The organism is Ruegeria sp. CDSC021, assembly GCF_059610845.1.
Window position 1 is genome coordinate 207,051 of the sequence record NZ_JBXWOK010000002.1, and the last position, 17,008, is coordinate 224,058.

Below are 17,008 nucleotides of genomic sequence, written 5' to 3' on the forward strand. Positions count from 1 at the left end.
TCAGCGGGGGCGGTGAATATGGGCACTTTGGACGATGCCGAAAGCTGCCATCAAAACCAGCATGGCCGAACCGCCATAGCTGACCATCGGCAGGGGAACTCCTACGACTGGGGCCAAGCCCATGACCATCGACATGTTCACGGCAAAGAATAGGAAGAAGTTCAGTGCGATACCCAGCGTGACCAAAGAGGAAAACCTGTCTTTGGTTGTCAGGGCCGTAACCAGGCAAAAGATCAGGATCAGCCCATAGAGAACCAGCAGGGTGATGCCGCCGACAAATCCGAATTCTTCGGCCAGTGTCGTAAAGATGAAATCTGTGTGTTTCTCGGGCAGGAAGTTCAGGCGCGATTGTGTGCCCTGCATGAACCCGCGCCCGTTCCAGCCTCCGGACCCCAGCGCGATCTTGGACTGGGTGATGTGATACCCCGCGCCCAGCGGATCGGTGGAGGGATCAAGGAAGGTGTCGATCCGGCGGAACTGGTAATCCTTGAGCAACTGCCACTCGGTTCCGCGGCTGTTGAAGACCGTAGCGATCAGACCGACACCTGCGGCAATAACCGCAGCGAAATAGGCCCAGTGAACGCCGGCCAGAAACATCAGGCCTCCCCCCGCCGCCAGCAGCAGGATCGAGGTGCCGAGATCCGGCTGGCGCAACACCATGAAGGTGGGGATCAGGATCAGGATGACAGGGATCAGAACCCAAAGGGGGCGTGACGTTTTATGCGATGGGAGCCAGTCGTAATAGGCCGCAAGCACCATCACCAGTGCTACTTTCATCACCTCTGATGGCTGCAGGCGCATGAACCCCAGGTCGATCCAGCGTTGCGCGCCCATGCCAACCGTTCCGAACAACTCGACCACCACAAGTAGAGCGATCGAGGCCAGATAAGCCAGAACCGACATATTTCGCCAGAACCAGATCGGGACCAGTGCCACAGTGAACATCGCGATCAAGCCCAACCCAAAGCGTTCCATCTGAGGTTCGGCCCAAGGGGTCCATGATCCACCCGCCACCGAGTACAGCATCAGGAACCCTGCGCTGGCCACGCTGATCAGCAGCAGGGTCAGGGGCCAGTTCAAATACAGGAACTTGCGGAACCCCGATGGCGTGGATTTGACGGCATATTCAAGATAGCTCATGCGCGGTCCTTCTGGGGCGGACGCGCTTTGGGGCGGCGGTCGCCCTCCAGCCGTTTTTGCTGTTCCTTGATACGCTCACGATCGGCGGCCGGATAGGCTTCGAGTGGTGGCGTACCGTTGTACAGCGCCTGCAGCATGATATCCCGTGCAACCGGTGCCGCGGCCTTCGACCCCCCGCCGCCATGTTCCACCACGACGGCTACGGCGTATTTCGGGTTGTCATAGGGGGCAAAGCTGACGAACAGCGCGTGGTCACGGCGTTCCCACGGCAGGTCTTCGTTGCGGATAACGCCAGCCGCACGTTCTGCCTTGGTGATATTGCGGACTTGGCTGGTGCCGGTCTTGCCCGCCATACGGAACTCATCCGAGATGATACGGCTGCGATAAGCCGTGCCGCGCCGGTCGTTCGAGACCGAGAACATCGCCTTGCGGACATATTCCAGATTAGTCCGATTGACCGCGAGCGGTTCCCCCGCGCCCAAGGGTTGTTCAACCCCATTGACCGAACGCACAAGGCGTGGCGAGACCGCACGCCCAGTTGCAATCCGGGCTGTCATGACGGCTAGTTGCAGCGGTGAGGCCAGCATAAAGCCCTGACCGATTGAGGCATTGGCAGTGTCACCTACCAGCCATTCTTCGCCGTGGACACGCTCTTTCCAAGCCTGATTGGGGGCAAGCCCTGCAGCCACTGCGGACATCGGGATATCGTGTTTCACGCCCAGCCCAAAGATACGAGCCATGTCGGAGATATTGTCGATGCCTGTGCGCAGGGCAACGTCGTAATAATACACATCGCAGCTGCGTTTCAGAGACAGACCAAGATCAACTGTACCATGCCCGCCGCGTTTCCAACAATGGAACCGGCGACTGCCGACTTTCAAGTGGCCGGGGCAGTAAACAGTGTTTCCAGGACCGATGACCCCAGCCTCAAGCGCGGCCATGGCAGTGATCATCTTAAAGGTCGAGCCGGGTGGATAGGTGCCCTGTACTGTCTTGTTGGCCAACGGGCGATAGTTGTCTTGTGTCAGAGCCCGGTAATCGGCAACCGAGATTCCGCGCACAAAAAGGTTGGGATCAAAGCTGGGTGCGGAACTGATGGCGCGGATATCACCGGTCTCACAATCGATCACCACTGCTGCGGCGCTTTCACCAGCCAAACGGGCCTGAGCGTATTGTTGAAGATCGGCATCGACCGACAGTTGCAAATCGGCCCCGGCCAAACCTTCTTGACGGTCAAGTTCACGCATCACGCGGCCGGTGGCGTTCACTTCGACGCGTTTGGCGCCTGCTTTGCCACGCAGACTGATTTCCTGTTTGGCCTCAAGCCCGACCTTACCGATCTGAAAACGGGGAATGCGCAGAACGGGTTCCGGATCTTCTATCTGACTGAGGTCGTAATCGCTGACCGGTCCGACATAGCCGACGATATGCGCGAAATCCTCATATCTGGGATATTGCCGGGTCATCCCGACCTCGGGTGTGACACCGGGCAGGGCGGGGGCGTTGACGGCAACTTTCGAGATATCTTCCCAGGTGACTTGATCGGCCAGAGTGACCGGCAGGAACGGGGCCGATCTGCGCATTTCGGTCATGGCGCGTTCGACCTCATCCTCGGTCAGTGGGATCAGTTCAGAAAGCTTGGAGATGACTGCTTCAACATCGCCCGCATCTTCGCGCACCATGACGATACGGTAGGACGGAGAGTTTTGCCCGATGATCTGCCCGTTGCGATCGTATATTCGACCACGTGTGGGCGGGATCAGGCGGATGTTAATCCGGTTTTCCTCGGCCAACAGGCGGTATTCGTCAGCCTGATCTACCTGCATAAACCGCATCCGGGCGGCCAGACCTCCGATAAAAGCGGCTTGCAGGCCTCCAAGGATCAGCGCACGGCGTGGCAATCGTTTATAGGCGAGGCCCTGTGACTTGGGTTTGCGCTGTTTCATTACCGCCCTCCCGACAGGCCAGGGTCAGAAGGTGCTACACGACGCACACCAAAACCGTTCTGACTGAGCAGAACGATCAATGGGTAGATCCCGATTGTCAGAACCACTTGCACCACGACCATCCCCAATGCCGCTTGTTGCACGGACAGAATAGCAAGAATGACGCGATTCAGGAAAAAAACAGCTGTGATCACGACGGCAACGGTGGTCCATTCGCCCAAAAATCCCGCTTCGCGCAACCCGGGAGTTGCGGACCGAAGATAGGCAGTACCCAACACAACAAGCGCGGCCAGCAAGCCGGGGGGACGTTGAAACAGAAGGTCGGCTGCCAGCATGATCAGGGCGACCAGCAGGGTTGGCACATATTCGGGGCGCCGCAGAACCCAGGCAAAGGTCAACGCAATCAGGAAATCCGGAAACGGCCAGCGATCCGGCTGCGTGTCCAGTGGCAGCAGGTGCAGGAACAAGACCAGCAGCGCCAACAGCAGATACAGGCCACGTTTGAGCCACAGATCGGACGCGGCACTATCCATCGCCGGTCTCCGTCGGTGTCAGTGCCGCCTCGGGTTGGCGTGGGCCGACAATTCCTCCGGGGTTCTGAATAAGTGGCGCAGACTGATAGCGCAGCACTCTTAGAAATTTGAGCCGTTCAAAATCTGCAGACAGCCGCACCCGCAGGCGGCCACCCGGATCAGCGGTAATCTGACCGATCAGCAGGCCGCCAGGGAAAACGCCGCCATCCCCCGAGGTCACAACCCTGTCGCCCGGGCGGACCAGTTCGCGATTCTCCAGAAACTCAACCACAGGCGCGGCGGTGTTGTCCCCGGCAATCAGAGCGGTCTGCCCCGACGGTTGAATCGTGGCAGGTATCGCGCTGGTTGCGTCGGTCATCAGGATCACCCGTGCGGTATCTGGACCAACTCCCGAGATACGGCCGACAACGCCAATCCCGTCCATGGTGGCCCATCCATCCATGATTCCGTCACGCTCGCCCACGTTCAACAGAACCGACTGCCGGAACGGAGAACCGCTATCGGCCATGACGACCCCGGTAATATAGGTCAGGCGCGGATCGAGACGCACATTGTTTAGATCCAGAAGCCGGGCATTTTCCTGCTCAAGTTGCAGTGCGGCCTCTTTCCAGGCGCGCATCAGACGCAACTCGCTGCGCAATTCCTGGTTCTGCTCGCTCAGGCGTTGATAGCTCTGAAAATCCCGTGCCAGATTGACCGCAGCGGTAACCGGAACCATCGCCCAATCCATCGAGGGCACCACGTTGTCGACAACCTGCGCCCGAAACCGTTCGACGCGAGGGCTGTCAATGCGCCAGACCAGAAAGATGCCCAGAAGGCACAGAACCACGATCCCCAGCAGCAGACGGCGGAGCGGGGTGGTGTATTCATCGCGCTGTGATCGGTCCTTTGCCACAGGACTCCTTCCCGTGCTGCTCGCGCCCGAATGTACCCTTTAGAGGGTGCGCGCCTTAGCTTTCGTAGTCAATCGCGTGGCGCAGCTGTTTTTCGTATTCCAGTGCCTTGCCGGTGCCCAAAGCCACACAGTTCAGGCTTTCATCAGCAATTGACACGGCCAGACCTGTCTGTTCCCGCAGTGCCAAATCCAAATCGCCCAACAAAGCACCGCCACCGGTCAGCATGACGCCGCGGTCCACGATATCTGCGGCCAGATCAGGTGGCGTGGTTTCAAGTGCGGTCATAACGGCTTCGCAGATTGCCTGAACCGGTTCCGACAGGGCCTCGGCGACCTGCGCCTGGCTGATTTCGATTTCTTTGGGCACGCCATTCAACAGATCGCGGCCACGGATATGCATCGACTGGCCGCGCCCGTCATCAGGCATACGGGCGGTTCCGATGGTGGTCTTGATCCGCTCGGCGGTGGATTCACCCACCAACAGGTTCTGCTGGCGGCGCAAGTATGAGATAATCGCCTCATCCATCCGGTCTCCGCCGACGCGGACCGAACGGGCATAGACAATGTCGCCCAGCGACAGAACGGCAACCTCGGTGGTACCGCCGCCGATGTCCACAACCATGTTGCCGGTCGGGTCGGTGATGGGCATTCCTGCACCAATAGCCGCAGCGATGGGTTCGGCGATCAGGCCCGCCCGGCGAGCGCCTGCGGACATAACCGATTGGCGAATGGCCCGTTTTTCAACAGGCGTAGCACCATGGGGGACGCAGACAATGATTTTGGGCTTTGAGAATGTGGAGCGTTTATGCACCTTACGAATAAAGTGCTTGATCATTTCTTCAGCGGTGTCGAAATCCGCAATCACGCCTTCGCGCATGGGGCGGATCGCTTCGATCGAACCAGGGGTTCGGCCCAGCATCAGCTTGGCATCCTCACCGACGGCGAGGACTTTCTTAACCCCATCCTTGACGTGGTAAGCCACAACTGAAGGTTCCGACAGGATCACACCGCGCCCTTTGACATAAACAAGCGTATTTGCTGTTCCAAGGTCGATCGCCATGTCCGCTGAGAACAAGCCGCCCAGATTGCCAAAGATGCCCATGTTGTACTGATCCCGTTCGTCAGAATTTCTACTGCCCGCGACTCGACGGTTCCGGGACGGATGTCTTATAGGGTGCCATCTCGCCCGGTAAAAGGGCTGATTCCGCGTAACTCAGCACCTTTCCGCCTTATTGAGAGGGACTTTAGAAGGCAACATGCTCTCTTATCAACACATTTACCACGCCGGGAATCTGGCTGATGTTCAAAAGCACGCTCTTTTGGCATGGGTACTGGACTATCTGACGCGAAAAGATAAGCCGATAACCTATCTGGAAACCCATTCCGGGCGTGGCCTGTACCAGTTAGACGCAGCAGAAGCCGTGCGCACAGGCGAGGCCGCAGTAGGTATCAAGCGAGCGCAGCGCGAAGGGTGGTTTCCATCTGATCATCCTTTGTCGCAGGCGCTGGCCAAGGTTCATGAACGGCACGGAGAAAACAGCTATGCCGGTTCGCCGCTGATCGCGGCCAACCTGCTGAGGGATCAGGACAGCCTGCATTTCGCAGAGCTGCACCCGCAGGAATACGCGGCATTGTCGATGACCATGTCCCCCTTTGGGGCAAAGGAGTACAAACAGGACGGGTTTGAGCTGGCGCAGTCGTTGCTGCCGCCAACGCCGCGGCGCGGGATGCTGATGATTGATCCCAGCTATGAGGTGAAGGCGGATTATGACCGGCTGCCGGGCGTGATCTCAAAACTGCACCGTAAATGGAATGTGGGCGTCATCGCGCTGTGGTATCCGATCCTGACCGATCAACGCCAGGCCCCGATGATTGCCGCGTTGAAGGCGCAGGGCTTTCCCAAGGCGATCTGTCATGAAGTCCAGTTTGCACCTGCGCGGGAAGGTCATCGAATGGTCGGATCAGGGATGTTCCTGCTGAACGCGCCCTTTGGAATCCAAGATGAAATGGACCGTCTGTCAGAGCTGTTCAAAGGGCTGTGACGCCAGTCTGATTTCGGACCACAGGGTTCTCCCGCCCCATTTGCCAGCATCTAAAGATGCCATCAAACGTGTTGGGCCCGGCAGCGCGCCGCAGGCGCGCTGCCGGGCCCAAAGCCGCAAGGGCGTCCGGCGTAGCCGGGCACCCGCGGGTGCGGGAGCCCTTGGGAGTGTCATCCGGCTGTCAGGTCAGGTCCTTATAGCTGATTTCACGCGTGTCTGCTCCTGGCCCGGCCTTTTCACGGCGCATGATCAGGCGGTTCAGTGCGTGGATATAGGCCTTGGCGGATGCCACGACCGTATCGGTATTCGCTGACTGACCGGTGGCGATCATGCCGTCCTCTTCCAGCCGAACCGATACGGTTGCCTGCGCATCAGTACCCTCGGTCACAGCATGGACCTGATACAGTTGCAGGCGGGCGGTGTTGGGATAGATTCGGCGAACGGCTTTGAAGGTGGCATCGACTGGACCGTCGCCATGTTCGGTCGCGACAATGTCCTTGCCATCCACTTCCAGCTCGACCGTCGATTCCGCCTGACCGCCGGTGCCGCAGGTGACTTTCATCGAAACCAACTGCAGGTGATCGTCGGCCTCATCATCCTGGCTCATCAACGCGATCAGGTCGTCGTCAAAAACCTCTTTCTTGCGGTCGGCCAGATCCTTGAACCGCACGAAGATGTCCTTGAGCTGATTGTCACCGACCTCAAAGCCGAGCGTTTCCAGCTTATCGCGCAACGCAGCCCGGCCCGAGTGTTTGCCAAGCGGCAAAGAGGTGCCCGACAGGCCGATATCTTCAGGGCGCATGATCTCGAAATTCTCTCGGTTCTTCAGCATGCCGTCCTGATGGATTCCGCTTTCATGCGCAAAGGCATTCTTGCCGACAATGGCTTTGTTGAACTGAACCGGGAAGCCCGCAACCGTCGCAACCCGGCGCGAGATATGCATGATCTTGGTGGTGTCGATGCCGGTATGCCACGGCATGATGTCATTGCGGGTGCGCAGCGCCATCACAACTTCTTCCAGCGCAGTATTGCCCGCACGCTCGCCAAGGCCATTGATGGTGCACTCGATTTGACGCGCACCACCAGCGACAGCCGCCAGTGAGTTCGCCGTCGCCATGCCAAGATCGTTGTGGCAATGGGTGGCAAACACCACCTCATCCGCGCCCGGAACCGTTTCGATCAGGCGCTTGATCAGGTCAGCGGATTCGACAGGTGCCGTGTAACCGACAGTGTCGGGGATGTTGATCGTCGTGGCACCGGCCTTGATCGCGATCTCGATCACACGGCACAGATAATCCCACTCGGTCCGGGTCGCATCCATCGGTGACCACTGTACATTTTCGCACAGGTTGCGGGCGTGGCTGACGGTTTCGTGGATCTTGTCGGCCATCTCGTCCATGGTCAGGTTCGGAATGGCACGGTGCAGTGGAGAGGTGCCGATGAAAGTGTGGATGCGGTTCTTGCCAGCGTGTTTGATCGCCTCCCAGCAGCGGTCGATATCAGCGAAATTCGCACGGGCCAACCCACAGATGCGGCTGTTTTGTGATCGCTCGGCAATCTCGCTGACGGCTTTGAAGTCGCCTTCTGATGCGATCGGGAAACCGGCCTCGATGATGTCAACACCCATCTCGTCCAGCAGTTCCGCGATTTCCAGCTTTTCGGCATGGGTCATGGTCGCGCCGGGGCTCTGCTCGCCGTCGCGCAAAGTGGTGTCAAAGATCAAGACGCGGTCTTGGTCGGTCACATTGGTCATGGGATTCTCTTTCTTCTTCTGTCCTAAAGCCTATGGCGCGCGGGCGTCCTCCTCTGAGCGGGCGCGCCGGGTGGCACGCTCAGAGGCGGATTAGGATCAGTAGGCCACGCAGAGACGCACCGCAGGGGGCGGTGTCGGCAACAAGGATATCTGCGCGGTTGATCATGGGGTTGAGCTTATACAGCGCATGCGGGGAATGAAAAGTAGGAATTTCATGCAGACGTCAAAACCTGCACGAACCGTGACGGTTGATTGCCGAGTGAAGACCGCTAGTTGATCCGGAATGGAAAAAGCTCTCATCATAGGTGCCTCGGGTGGTATCGGTGCCGCGCTGCAAAGGCTGTTGACCATGCAATCCGTAGACGTAACCACCTTGTCGCGTTCTGCTGATGGTTTCGACCTCACGAATGTCGAAGCTGTCGGCCCGGCTCTGGAAGCATTGCAATGCCCGTTTGACATGATCTTCATTGCGACGGGTGCTTTGGAAATCAATGGTGCACAGCCAGAGAAGTCCATCAGATCAATTTCAGCGCAAGCAATGATGGACCAGTTTGCCCTGAATGCGGTTGGTCCGGCCCTTGTGCTGTCACACGCTGCGCGGCTGCTACCACGGGACAGGCGATCTGTCGTGGCGGTGTTGTCCGCCCGCGTCGGATCAATCGGAGATAATCAGCTGGGTGGATGGATCAGCTATCGGGCCTCAAAAGCTGCGGCCAACCAGATTGTGCGCACATCCGCGATTGAGCTGGCCCGCACCCACAAACAGGCGATCTGTGTGGCCCTGCATCCGGGCACAGTGCGTACAGAATTCACGCGCAAATATGTCGGGCGACACCCGGCCGTTGAATCGGATGAAGCTGCGCGAAACCTGCTGAGCGTCGCCAAGGCGCTTGTGCCCGCAGACACGGGCGGGTTCTTCGACTGGGCTGGAAAACCTGTGCCGTGGTGAAACCCGCTAACCGTCAGAGGCAGGGCTGGTTGCCGTTGTCGCGCTGTCGTCTGCCGGAGCACTCTCCTGCGGCTCGCTGGTGTTTTCACCCGGCAGAACACCGTTTTCCCAGACGCCGGTTTCTTCTTTGCCGTCTGCATAGCGCATCGTGCCGTCACCGTGGCGTTTGTTGTCCAAAAACCCACCTTCGTACACGTCACCAGTCGCATAGGTAGCGGTTCCGGTGCCGCTGATCTTCCCCTCGACCCAACCGCCTGTATAGGTGAAGCCGCGCGGTGTGGTTATCGATCCTTGCCCGTGGCGCTGCCCATCTTTGAAATCGCCCTTGTAGGTCGTTCCGTCCGGGAAGCTGGCTGTGCCCTCGCCCTGGCGCGCACCGTCGACCCAATCGCCTTCATATTTGTACCCGTTTGCAAATGTCAGAACACCGGTGCCGTGGTTCAGACCGTTCTTGAACTGCCCATCGTAGATGGCGCCGTTCGGGTAAGTGGCCTTGCCCTGACCCTCGAAGACGCCGGCGATCCAGTCGCCGTCGTAAATCAGGCCATCAGGATAGGTGTGCATTCCTTTGCCATGGGGCAGGTCTGCACTGAAATCACCGACATAGGTCGAACCGTCAGGATAGGTCAGCTCTCCGAGGCCCTCAATCTGGCCGTCTTTCCATTCACCAGTATAGTCAAACCCGTCCGTGCCCAGAAAACGGCCTTTGCCGTGGCGGCGATCATCGTGATAGTCACCTTCGTAAATGGCGCCACTGGCATAGGTTGCCTTGCCCTTGCCTTGTCGGCGCCCATCAAAAAAGTCGCCTTCATACAAATCGCCATTGGCTTGCAGTAGACGGCCTTTTCCGGTCATGCGATTTTCGGACCAGTCACCCGTATAACTCATACCTTCCGGCCGTGTCAGGCTACCTGTGCCATGACGCTTGCCGTCTTTGATGTCGCCCTCATACACGTTGCCTTTGGCTGAGGTGATCTTGCCTTTGCCCTGCTTGACCCCGTCGACCCAGTCGCCCTCGTAGACCTCTCCGGTCGGGTCGGTCAGAGTGCCTTTGCCGTGGTGCCGGGCATTCTTGAACCCACCTTCGTATTTCGCTCCGTTGGCATAGACGGCGACTCCTTGGCCGTTGAACGAGCCATCGGCCCATTCCCCTTCATAGCTGCCACCATCAGCATAGATGATCGTTCCGAACCCTTCGGGTTGACCGTTGGCAAAGGCGCCCTGATAGATCGACCCGTTAGCATAGCGCGCGATACCCTGACCCTGAATTTCGCCTTCGATCCATTCGCCTTCGTATTCGAAACCATCCGGCAACTGGTAGGTGCCGGTTCCGTGCCGCAGGCCATTTAGGAACGTGCCTTCGTATACGCCGCCCACTTCGTCATCGGCCACGACTACCTGATCGTTCTGCGCGAAGGCGGTCAGCGCTGACAGGGTCAATGCAACTGCGGCGATTGAAGTGCGAAAAACGTTCATGTTTGGTCCTGTCTGCGCGAGCATCGTGCTTTTGCGCAAAACTAGGATACCGACGCAGGCAGGGCAACGGCTTTTGCCTTATTGGTCTTTCACTCGCGGTGCGATCTGGTAAATGGCAATAGGACAGACGAGGGCAAGAGGGCAGTATGGCCGACCGTTTCCGTATCACTCTGGCGCAACTCAATCCCATTGTCGGGGATTTGGAAGGCAATGCGGCCAAGGCTTTTTCTGCGTGGGAACAGGCGCGCGAGGCCGGTGCCCAACTTGTTGCTTTCCCCGAGATGTTCATCACCGGCTATAATACGCAGGACCTTGTGATCAAGCCCGCGTTCCACAAAGCCGCAATGAAAGCTGTTGAGGCGCTTGCGGAACGTTGCGCCGATGGACCTGCGATTGCGATCGGTGGGCCGTGGTTCGAAGATGACCGGCTGTATAACGCCTATCTCATCCTCAAGAACGGCAGGATCAGCAGTAAAGTGCTGAAACATCACCTGCCGAATGAGACAGTCTTTGACGAAGTGCGCCTATATGATTCCGGCCCGCTGGGCGGTCCCTATTCGGTTGGCAACTCTCGGATCGGCAGCCCGATCTGCGAAGACAGCTGGCATCCGGATGTTGCCGAGACGCTGGAGGAGACAGGAGCCGAGTTTCTGCTGATCCCCAACGGCTCGCCTTATTTCCGAAACAAATATGATGTGCGCCTGAACCATATGGTGGCGCGCGTGGTTGAGACCGGATTGCCGCTGATTTACCTGAACATGGTCGGAGGGCAGGACGATCAGGTCTTTGACGGGGCGACCTTCGGGTTGAATCCAGGCGGAGAACTGGCATTCCGAATGCCTGTGTTCGACGAAGCGATAGCGCATGTGGATCTTGAACGCGGCGATGCAGGTTGGCGCATAATTCCGGACGAGATTGTGCCGCAGCCAGATGCGCGGGAGCAGGACTATCGCGCGATGGTCCAGTCTCTGCGTGATTACATGGCCAAAACCGGGTTCAAAAAGGGTGTTCTGGGTCTCTCTGGCGGCGTTGATTCAGCCCTTGTCGCGGCAATAGCGGTGGATGCGATTGGCGCTGAAAATGTTCGCTGCGTGATGTTGCCGTCGGAATATACCAGCCAGGATTCTTTGGATGATGCCGAAGCGGTGGCTAAGTCGTTGGGTGTTCACTATGATTTCGTCCCTATTGCACAGGGGCGCGCGGCGATCACGGATACGCTTGCCCCATTGTTTGCCGGGCGAGACGAAGATCTGACCGAAGAAAACATCCAGTCCCGCCTGCGGGGGCTGTTGCTGATGGCCCTGTCGAACAAGTTCGGCGAGATGCTGCTGACCACAGGCAACAAATCCGAAGTCGCCGTTGGATATGCCACGATCTATGGGGATATGAACGGTGGTTATAATCCGATCAAAGACCTGTACAAAACCCGCGTGTTCGAGACCTGCCGCTGGCGCAATGCCAATCATCGCGGCTGGATGAAAGGCCCTGAGGGTGAAGTCATCCGACCCTCGGTCATCGACAAACCTCCTAGTGCCGAGTTGCGCGAAGACCAGAAGGACAGTGACAGCCTGCCGGATTATCCGGTTCTGGACGCCATTCTGGATATATTGGTTGATCAGGATGGGTCGATCGCGGATTGCGTAGCCGCCGGGTTCGAAGAAGCCGTTGCGCGCCGGATCGAACATTTGGTCTATATCAGCGAATACAAACGGTTTCAGTCCGCCCCGGGGACACGTTTGACCAAGCGGGCATTCTGGCTGGATCGTAGGTATCCTATCGTGAATCGTTGGCGCGACAGGACCTGACGCCTTACAGGAATCACCATTCTGACGCGAAAACTGTTTCCAATTTATGGGCAATAGTCGCCTGCTTCTGGAACTGTTTTTGTTTTTGAATGCAGCGGCTTAGATTTTCTTGGGCGTATCCGAGCCCCACTTGATGCTCGGTCTTTTTTTTGCCACATTTTAGCTTGATTGTTGCCCCATGTGGGGCGGATGCGACGCATTGTGGGAAATAGGTGTTTATGAGCTTTCCCTTCGGTCTTTAGCGACGCGTCCGAAATTGGATGTCTGAGTTAACGATTTGGTGCCATTATGTACGATGAATACGATAAACCGCTTCATTCACCGCCAAAATGGCGGTCTATGCAATCCGAAGGTCGGTCTCTGGATGAGGCAAAGGTAGATGCTGCCATTGCCAATTTGTTGAATGAAGAGGTGCCCAAAGAGGAATCCACGACGGTGGGCCCCGGCGCGCAGTTTCTGGAAACAGAAGCCAAGGTGCCGGAAGGCAGTATCGCTACCTCTTTGCGTCAGAAACTGGCTGAATTGTGCGGCGCGGCCTGAAGTTTTCAAAATCCTGAATTAGATGCGCTGGCTTGCCACGTTGGCCGAATGGTCACAGGCCTGAGCAATAGTCATTGAAGCGAAGTTTCTTCTGTTGCGTCTGTCCTGATCCCGCGCCTTCATTGCGGTCCGTGCAATGAGTTATGAGCGGTTGATGCCTGGCCCCAAGCCTAATGCTGTTGAACCCGATCTAAAGCTGCCAAAAGCCGTTGATGTTGTTGTCATTGGTGGAGGAATTATTGGGGCATCAACCGCCCTCGAACTGTCAGAGCGGGGAATGTCTGTCCTTCTGTGCGAAAAGGGACAAATTGCCTCTGAGCAGAGTTCACGGAACTGGGGATGGGTGCGTTTGGGTATGCGCGATCCTCGGGAAATCCCGCTGATGCAGGAATCACAGCGTATCTGGGCGCAGCTCGATCAACGCACCGGGCGCAAGACAGGTTTCACACAGGCCGGTATCCTGTTCGGCGCCTCAGGCAAGCGGGAACAGAGCAATCTTGAACGCTGGCTTCGCCATGTGGAGGGGTTGAATACTGGGGCAAGGATGTTGTCCGGGGCTCTGTTGGCGGAACTTATGCCAGACCATCAGACGGGGTTGGATTGCGCATTGTTTATGCCGCAAGACGGTAGGGCGGAACCGCAATGGGCTGCACCCGCAATCGCCGAAGCTGCGCGTGACCGGGGGGCCCTGTTGATGACCAACTGTGCAGTGCGCTGTCTGGATACAGAGGCGGACCGTGTCGTCGGTGTCTTCACAGAACGCGGTCGCGTGGCCTGCGGCAATGTCGTACTGGCGGGCGGTGCGTGGTCGCGCTTGTTTGCAGGGAATGCTGGAGTTGATTTTCCACAACTGAAGGTGCTGAACACCGTATTCCGAACCTCTCCGGTTTCCGGTCCTGAGGCTGCCTTGTGGTCGGACAATTTTGCAATACGCAAGCGGGACGACGGAGGGTATACGATTGCGTCCGGGCACGAAAACACCGTTGATATCGTGCCGGATAGCCTTCGTCTGGCGTGGCAATTTCTTCCTGCGTTTCGCCAGGAGTGGCGGTCGCTGCGGTTTCGGGTGTCGAAGCGGTGGGCCGAAGAGGCGCGACAAGATCGGAGGTGGTTGCCCACGGATGTGACACCGTTCGAACTTTGCCGCACTCTGGATCCCGAACCATCGCTCCGGGTGTTGCGGCGGGCTTGGAAAAGCGCAATCAGTGGTATTCCCGCGCTAAAGCAGGTTGAAATCGTTCAAAGCTGGGCAGGGATGATTGATGTAACGCCGGATGCGATCCCGATCATCTCGCACGTGGACCACAGGCCCGGCTTGTTCATCGCTACGGGTTTCTCGGGTCATGGGTTCGGAATCGGGCCCGGTGCCGGGCGGCTGATGGCTGATCTGGTCTCGGGCAATGTCCCCTGTGTTAATCCGGCCGTTTTCCGCCTGTCCCGCTTTACGGACGGGTCGAAAATCCGGCCGGACCTGGGGTACTAGACGTTAACCCATCATCTGATAGCTGACCGGGACAAATCGGAACCCATCGCCGCGCGTCTCGACGAAACCGGCGGCAGGGAAGGGCATGTGATATCCGATCATCGGGATTTTGTCCGCCGCCAGCATTCCCAGCACATTACGCCGAGAAGCGGCGGCTGCGGCTTTGTCCATGTCGAATTTCACTTCCCACTCGGGTTGGGCGAAGGACCAGACATAGTGATTGGCCAGATCGGCCGTCAGCACCAGACGTTGACCGTTGCTTTCCAGATGAAAGACCGTGTGTCCGGGGGTATGCCCATGCGCTGAAACGGCGGTTATTCCGGACAGAACCTCGCCGCCATCGCCGACAAAGGTCATCTTTTCGGCCATTGGGGTCACTTTGGCGGCGACCAGATCGCCGACCCGATTGCCGGAATCCTGTGCGGCCCAGAAGTCATACTCGGATGCTGCGGTGACATAGCGCGCATTCGGGAAGGTGGGCGCGTCATTTGTGGTCATGCCGCCAATATGGTCAGGGTGCATATGGGTGATGACGACGACGTCGATTTGATCCGAGCTCACGCCTGCATCTGCCAGTGCCGCCTGAATGCCGCCTTGCCCAAGGCCAGTATCAAACAGCACAAGTTCAGACCCGGTATTGACCAGCGTTGGTGTGAAAAAGAATTGGGCCATATCTGCCGAGATGAAATTCTGGGCCGAAACGTTTGCAAATTCCTCATCCGTGGCACCGCCGCCGAAAATTTCTTTGGCGCCATCGCGCGGCAGGCTGCCATCCAGCAGAGTTGTTATGGTGAAATCGCCCAGCTGGAACGATTTCGCGATGATTGAATTCGCTTTGGTATCGCTTGCTGCAGCCAGGATTGGGGTAGCAGCTGATGCAAAAGGCAATGCTGCCGCCGCGCCCAGTGCGGCCCTACGAGTCAGTGTAACGGTCATTTTGAGATCTCCCTGTGTGTGCCAGCACTTTGAAGATAGGGTATCGCCCGAGGATTGCCACCTGACGTTGGCGTGAACCGGTGCGGTGGCTGGACAATTTGCCCATCCTGTGAGAAGAGCCGCGCCAACAGGAGACTCCTATGACAACCACCCGTTTCGCCCCGTCACCCACCGGTTACATCCATGTGGGCAACCTGCGCACAGCGCTGATGAACTACCTGATTGCCCGCAAGGCTGGCGGCACGTTCATCCTGCGTATCGACGACACAGACCCCGAGCGATCGAAGGAAGAATATGTCGATGCCATCAAGCAGGACCTCGAGTGGCTGGGCCTGCATTGGGACCGGGTCGAACGACAGTCCGAGCGTCTGGACCGCTATGCCGAGGCAGCCGACAAGCTGCGCGAGATGGGCCGGTTCTATGAAGCCTTCGAAACCCCGACCGAGCTGGACCTCAAGCGCAAGAAACAACTGAACATGGGCAAGCCGCCGGTTTATGACCGCGCAGCATTGAACCTTAACGACGCCGAGAAAGACGCGCTGCGGGCAGAACGTGGTAACGGTGTCTGGCGCTTTAGGCTGGATCATGAACGGATCGAGTGGACCGACGGCATTCTGGGCGATATCTCGATTGATGCATCCTCGGTGTCGGATCCGGTACTGATCCGGGGCGACGGTCAGGTTCTGTACACGATTGCGTCGGTGGTCGATGATACCGAAATGGGTGTGACCGACGTGGTGCGTGGCTCGGACCATGTGACCAATACCGCGACGCAGATTCAGATCATCCAAGCGCTGGGCGGTACTTGCCCGCGTTTTGCACATCATTCTCTGCTGACCGGCCCCCAGGGCGAGGCGCTGTCTAAGCGACTGGGCACGCTGGCTCTGCGTGATCTGCGCGAGCAGGGCGTACAGCCGTTAGCATTGCTCAGCTTGATGGCGCGTCTGGGCTCATCCGACCCGGTTGAGTTGCGGACAGAGATGGCCGAGCTGATCGATGGATTTGACATTGGTCGTTTTGGTGCCGCACCGACCAAGTTTGACGTTCAGGACTTGTTTCCGTTGACGGCAAAACACCTGCAATCTTTGTCATTGGCCGACGTTGCGGATGCTGTGGCAGATGCGGGCGTACCGGCCGAACTGGCCGAACCATTCTGGGCCATGGCCCGCGAGAACATCACCACTCTGGCAGACCTGAAAGGGTGGTGGGAGCTGTGCCGTAACGGTGCCGAACCACTGATTGCCGATGAAGACCGAGAGTTCATCACCGAGGCCGTGGCGTTGTTGCCAGAAGGCCCTTTCGACGGCGCGACCTGGGGGCAGTGGACCAGCGCGGTGAAAGACGCGACAGGCCGCAAGGGCAAGAGTCTGTTCATGCCTTTGCGCAAGGCACTGACAGGAATGGAGCGCGGCCCCGAGATGGCCACCCTGTTGCCCCTTCTGCAGGTGATCCGCGCGCGCGGCTGATCTTAGTGCGTTAGATTGTGATAAGGCGTGGTCTGCTGGCCGCG

14 protein-coding genes are annotated in these 17,008 nt (G+C 58.1%); 6 read left to right on the forward strand and 8 right to left on the reverse strand.

The features are described 5' to 3' along the window. The 5 genes from rodA to AC2FGB_RS05985 are packed head-to-tail and all read right to left on the reverse strand — an operon-like array spanning nucleotide 1 to nucleotide 5,616. Complete coding sequence (gene rodA / locus AC2FGB_RS05965) at nucleotides 1-1,140, reverse strand: rod shape-determining protein RodA (protein ID WP_496693600.1); 1,140 nt, start codon at nucleotides 1,138-1,140, stop codon at nucleotides 1-3. Beyond that, nucleotides 1,137-3,086, reverse strand: a complete 1,950-nt coding sequence (gene mrdA / locus AC2FGB_RS05970) for a penicillin-binding protein 2 (protein WP_496693601.1) — start codon at nucleotides 3,084-3,086, stop codon at nucleotides 1,137-1,139. The genes rodA and mrdA overlap by 4 nt, the downstream gene beginning before the upstream one ends. Beyond that, a complete protein-coding gene (locus tag AC2FGB_RS05975; protein WP_496693602.1) occupies nucleotides 3,086-3,619 on the reverse strand; it encodes a rod shape-determining protein MreD in 534 nt (177 codons plus the stop codon). Before AC2FGB_RS05975 ends, mrdA begins: the two co-directional genes overlap by 1 nt. Next, nucleotides 3,612-4,514, reverse strand: a complete 903-nt coding sequence (gene mreC / locus AC2FGB_RS05980; RefSeq protein ID WP_496688931.1) for a rod shape-determining protein MreC — start codon at nucleotides 4,512-4,514, stop codon at nucleotides 3,612-3,614. Before mreC ends, AC2FGB_RS05975 begins: the two co-directional genes overlap by 8 nt. Before the next feature lie 55 nt (nucleotides 4,515-4,569). Next, complete coding sequence (locus AC2FGB_RS05985) at nucleotides 4,570-5,616, reverse strand: rod shape-determining protein (protein WP_142635599.1); 1,047 nt, start codon at nucleotides 5,614-5,616, stop codon at nucleotides 4,570-4,572. A 154-nt stretch (nucleotides 5,617-5,770) separates the two neighbouring features. Between AC2FGB_RS05985 and rlmJ the strand changes: the two genes are divergently transcribed. After that, nucleotides 5,771-6,556 carry a 23S rRNA (adenine(2030)-N(6))-methyltransferase RlmJ gene (gene rlmJ / locus AC2FGB_RS05990; RefSeq protein WP_496688929.1) on the forward strand — a complete coding sequence of 262 codons (786 nt, stop codon included), beginning with the start codon at nucleotides 5,771-5,773 and terminating at the stop codon, nucleotides 6,554-6,556. A 181-nt stretch (nucleotides 6,557-6,737) separates the two neighbouring features. On the opposite strand, the gene AC2FGB_RS05995 is transcribed toward rlmJ, so the two are convergent. Further along, nucleotides 6,738-8,309, reverse strand: a complete 1,572-nt coding sequence (locus AC2FGB_RS05995; RefSeq protein WP_496688927.1) for a 2-isopropylmalate synthase — start codon at nucleotides 8,307-8,309, stop codon at nucleotides 6,738-6,740. A gap of 283 nt (nucleotides 8,310-8,592) precedes the next feature. On the opposite strand from AC2FGB_RS05995, the gene AC2FGB_RS06000 reads away from it, so the two are divergent. Then, complete coding sequence (locus AC2FGB_RS06000; protein ID WP_142635605.1) at nucleotides 8,593-9,258, forward strand: SDR family NAD(P)-dependent oxidoreductase; 666 nt, start codon at nucleotides 8,593-8,595, stop codon at nucleotides 9,256-9,258. 6 nt (nucleotides 9,259-9,264) lie between these two features. Here AC2FGB_RS06000 and AC2FGB_RS06005 read toward each other — a convergent pair whose 3' ends face one another. Beyond that, nucleotides 9,265-10,734, reverse strand: coding sequence for an MORN repeat-containing protein (locus AC2FGB_RS06005; protein ID WP_142635608.1), 1,470 nt, complete (start codon nucleotides 10,732-10,734; stop codon nucleotides 9,265-9,267). Nucleotides 10,735-10,880: 146 nt separating this feature from the next. Here AC2FGB_RS06005 and AC2FGB_RS06010 point away from each other — a divergent pair, with 146 nt between their 5' ends. The 3 genes from AC2FGB_RS06010 (at nucleotide 10,881) to AC2FGB_RS06020 (ending at nucleotide 14,562) form a co-directional block, all read left to right on the forward strand. After that, nucleotides 10,881-12,539 carry an NAD+ synthase gene (locus AC2FGB_RS06010; protein WP_496693603.1) on the forward strand — a complete coding sequence of 553 codons (1,659 nt, stop codon included), beginning with the start codon at nucleotides 10,881-10,883 and terminating at the stop codon, nucleotides 12,537-12,539. A 288-nt stretch (nucleotides 12,540-12,827) separates the two neighbouring features. Then, nucleotides 12,828-13,079, forward strand: a complete 252-nt coding sequence (locus AC2FGB_RS06015; protein ID WP_281972510.1) for a hypothetical protein — start codon at nucleotides 12,828-12,830, stop codon at nucleotides 13,077-13,079. Between the two features lie 154 nt (nucleotides 13,080-13,233). Next, nucleotides 13,234-14,562, forward strand: coding sequence for an NAD(P)/FAD-dependent oxidoreductase (locus AC2FGB_RS06020; protein WP_496693678.1), 1,329 nt, complete (start codon nucleotides 13,234-13,236; stop codon nucleotides 14,560-14,562). A gap of 3 nt (nucleotides 14,563-14,565) precedes the next feature. On the opposite strand, the gene AC2FGB_RS06025 is transcribed toward AC2FGB_RS06020, so the two are convergent. After that, nucleotides 14,566-15,498: an MBL fold metallo-hydrolase gene (locus AC2FGB_RS06025; protein WP_496693604.1), complete on the reverse strand. Its 933-nt coding sequence runs from the start codon at nucleotides 15,496-15,498 to the stop codon at nucleotides 14,566-14,568. A 140-nt stretch (nucleotides 15,499-15,638) separates the two neighbouring features. Between AC2FGB_RS06025 and gltX the strand changes: the two genes are divergently transcribed. After that, nucleotides 15,639-16,964 (forward strand): glutamate--tRNA ligase, encoded by a 1,326-nt coding sequence (gltX, locus tag AC2FGB_RS06030; RefSeq protein ID WP_281995370.1) that lies wholly within the window; start codon nucleotides 15,639-15,641, stop codon nucleotides 16,962-16,964. Nucleotides 16,965-17,008 lie beyond the last annotated feature (44 nt).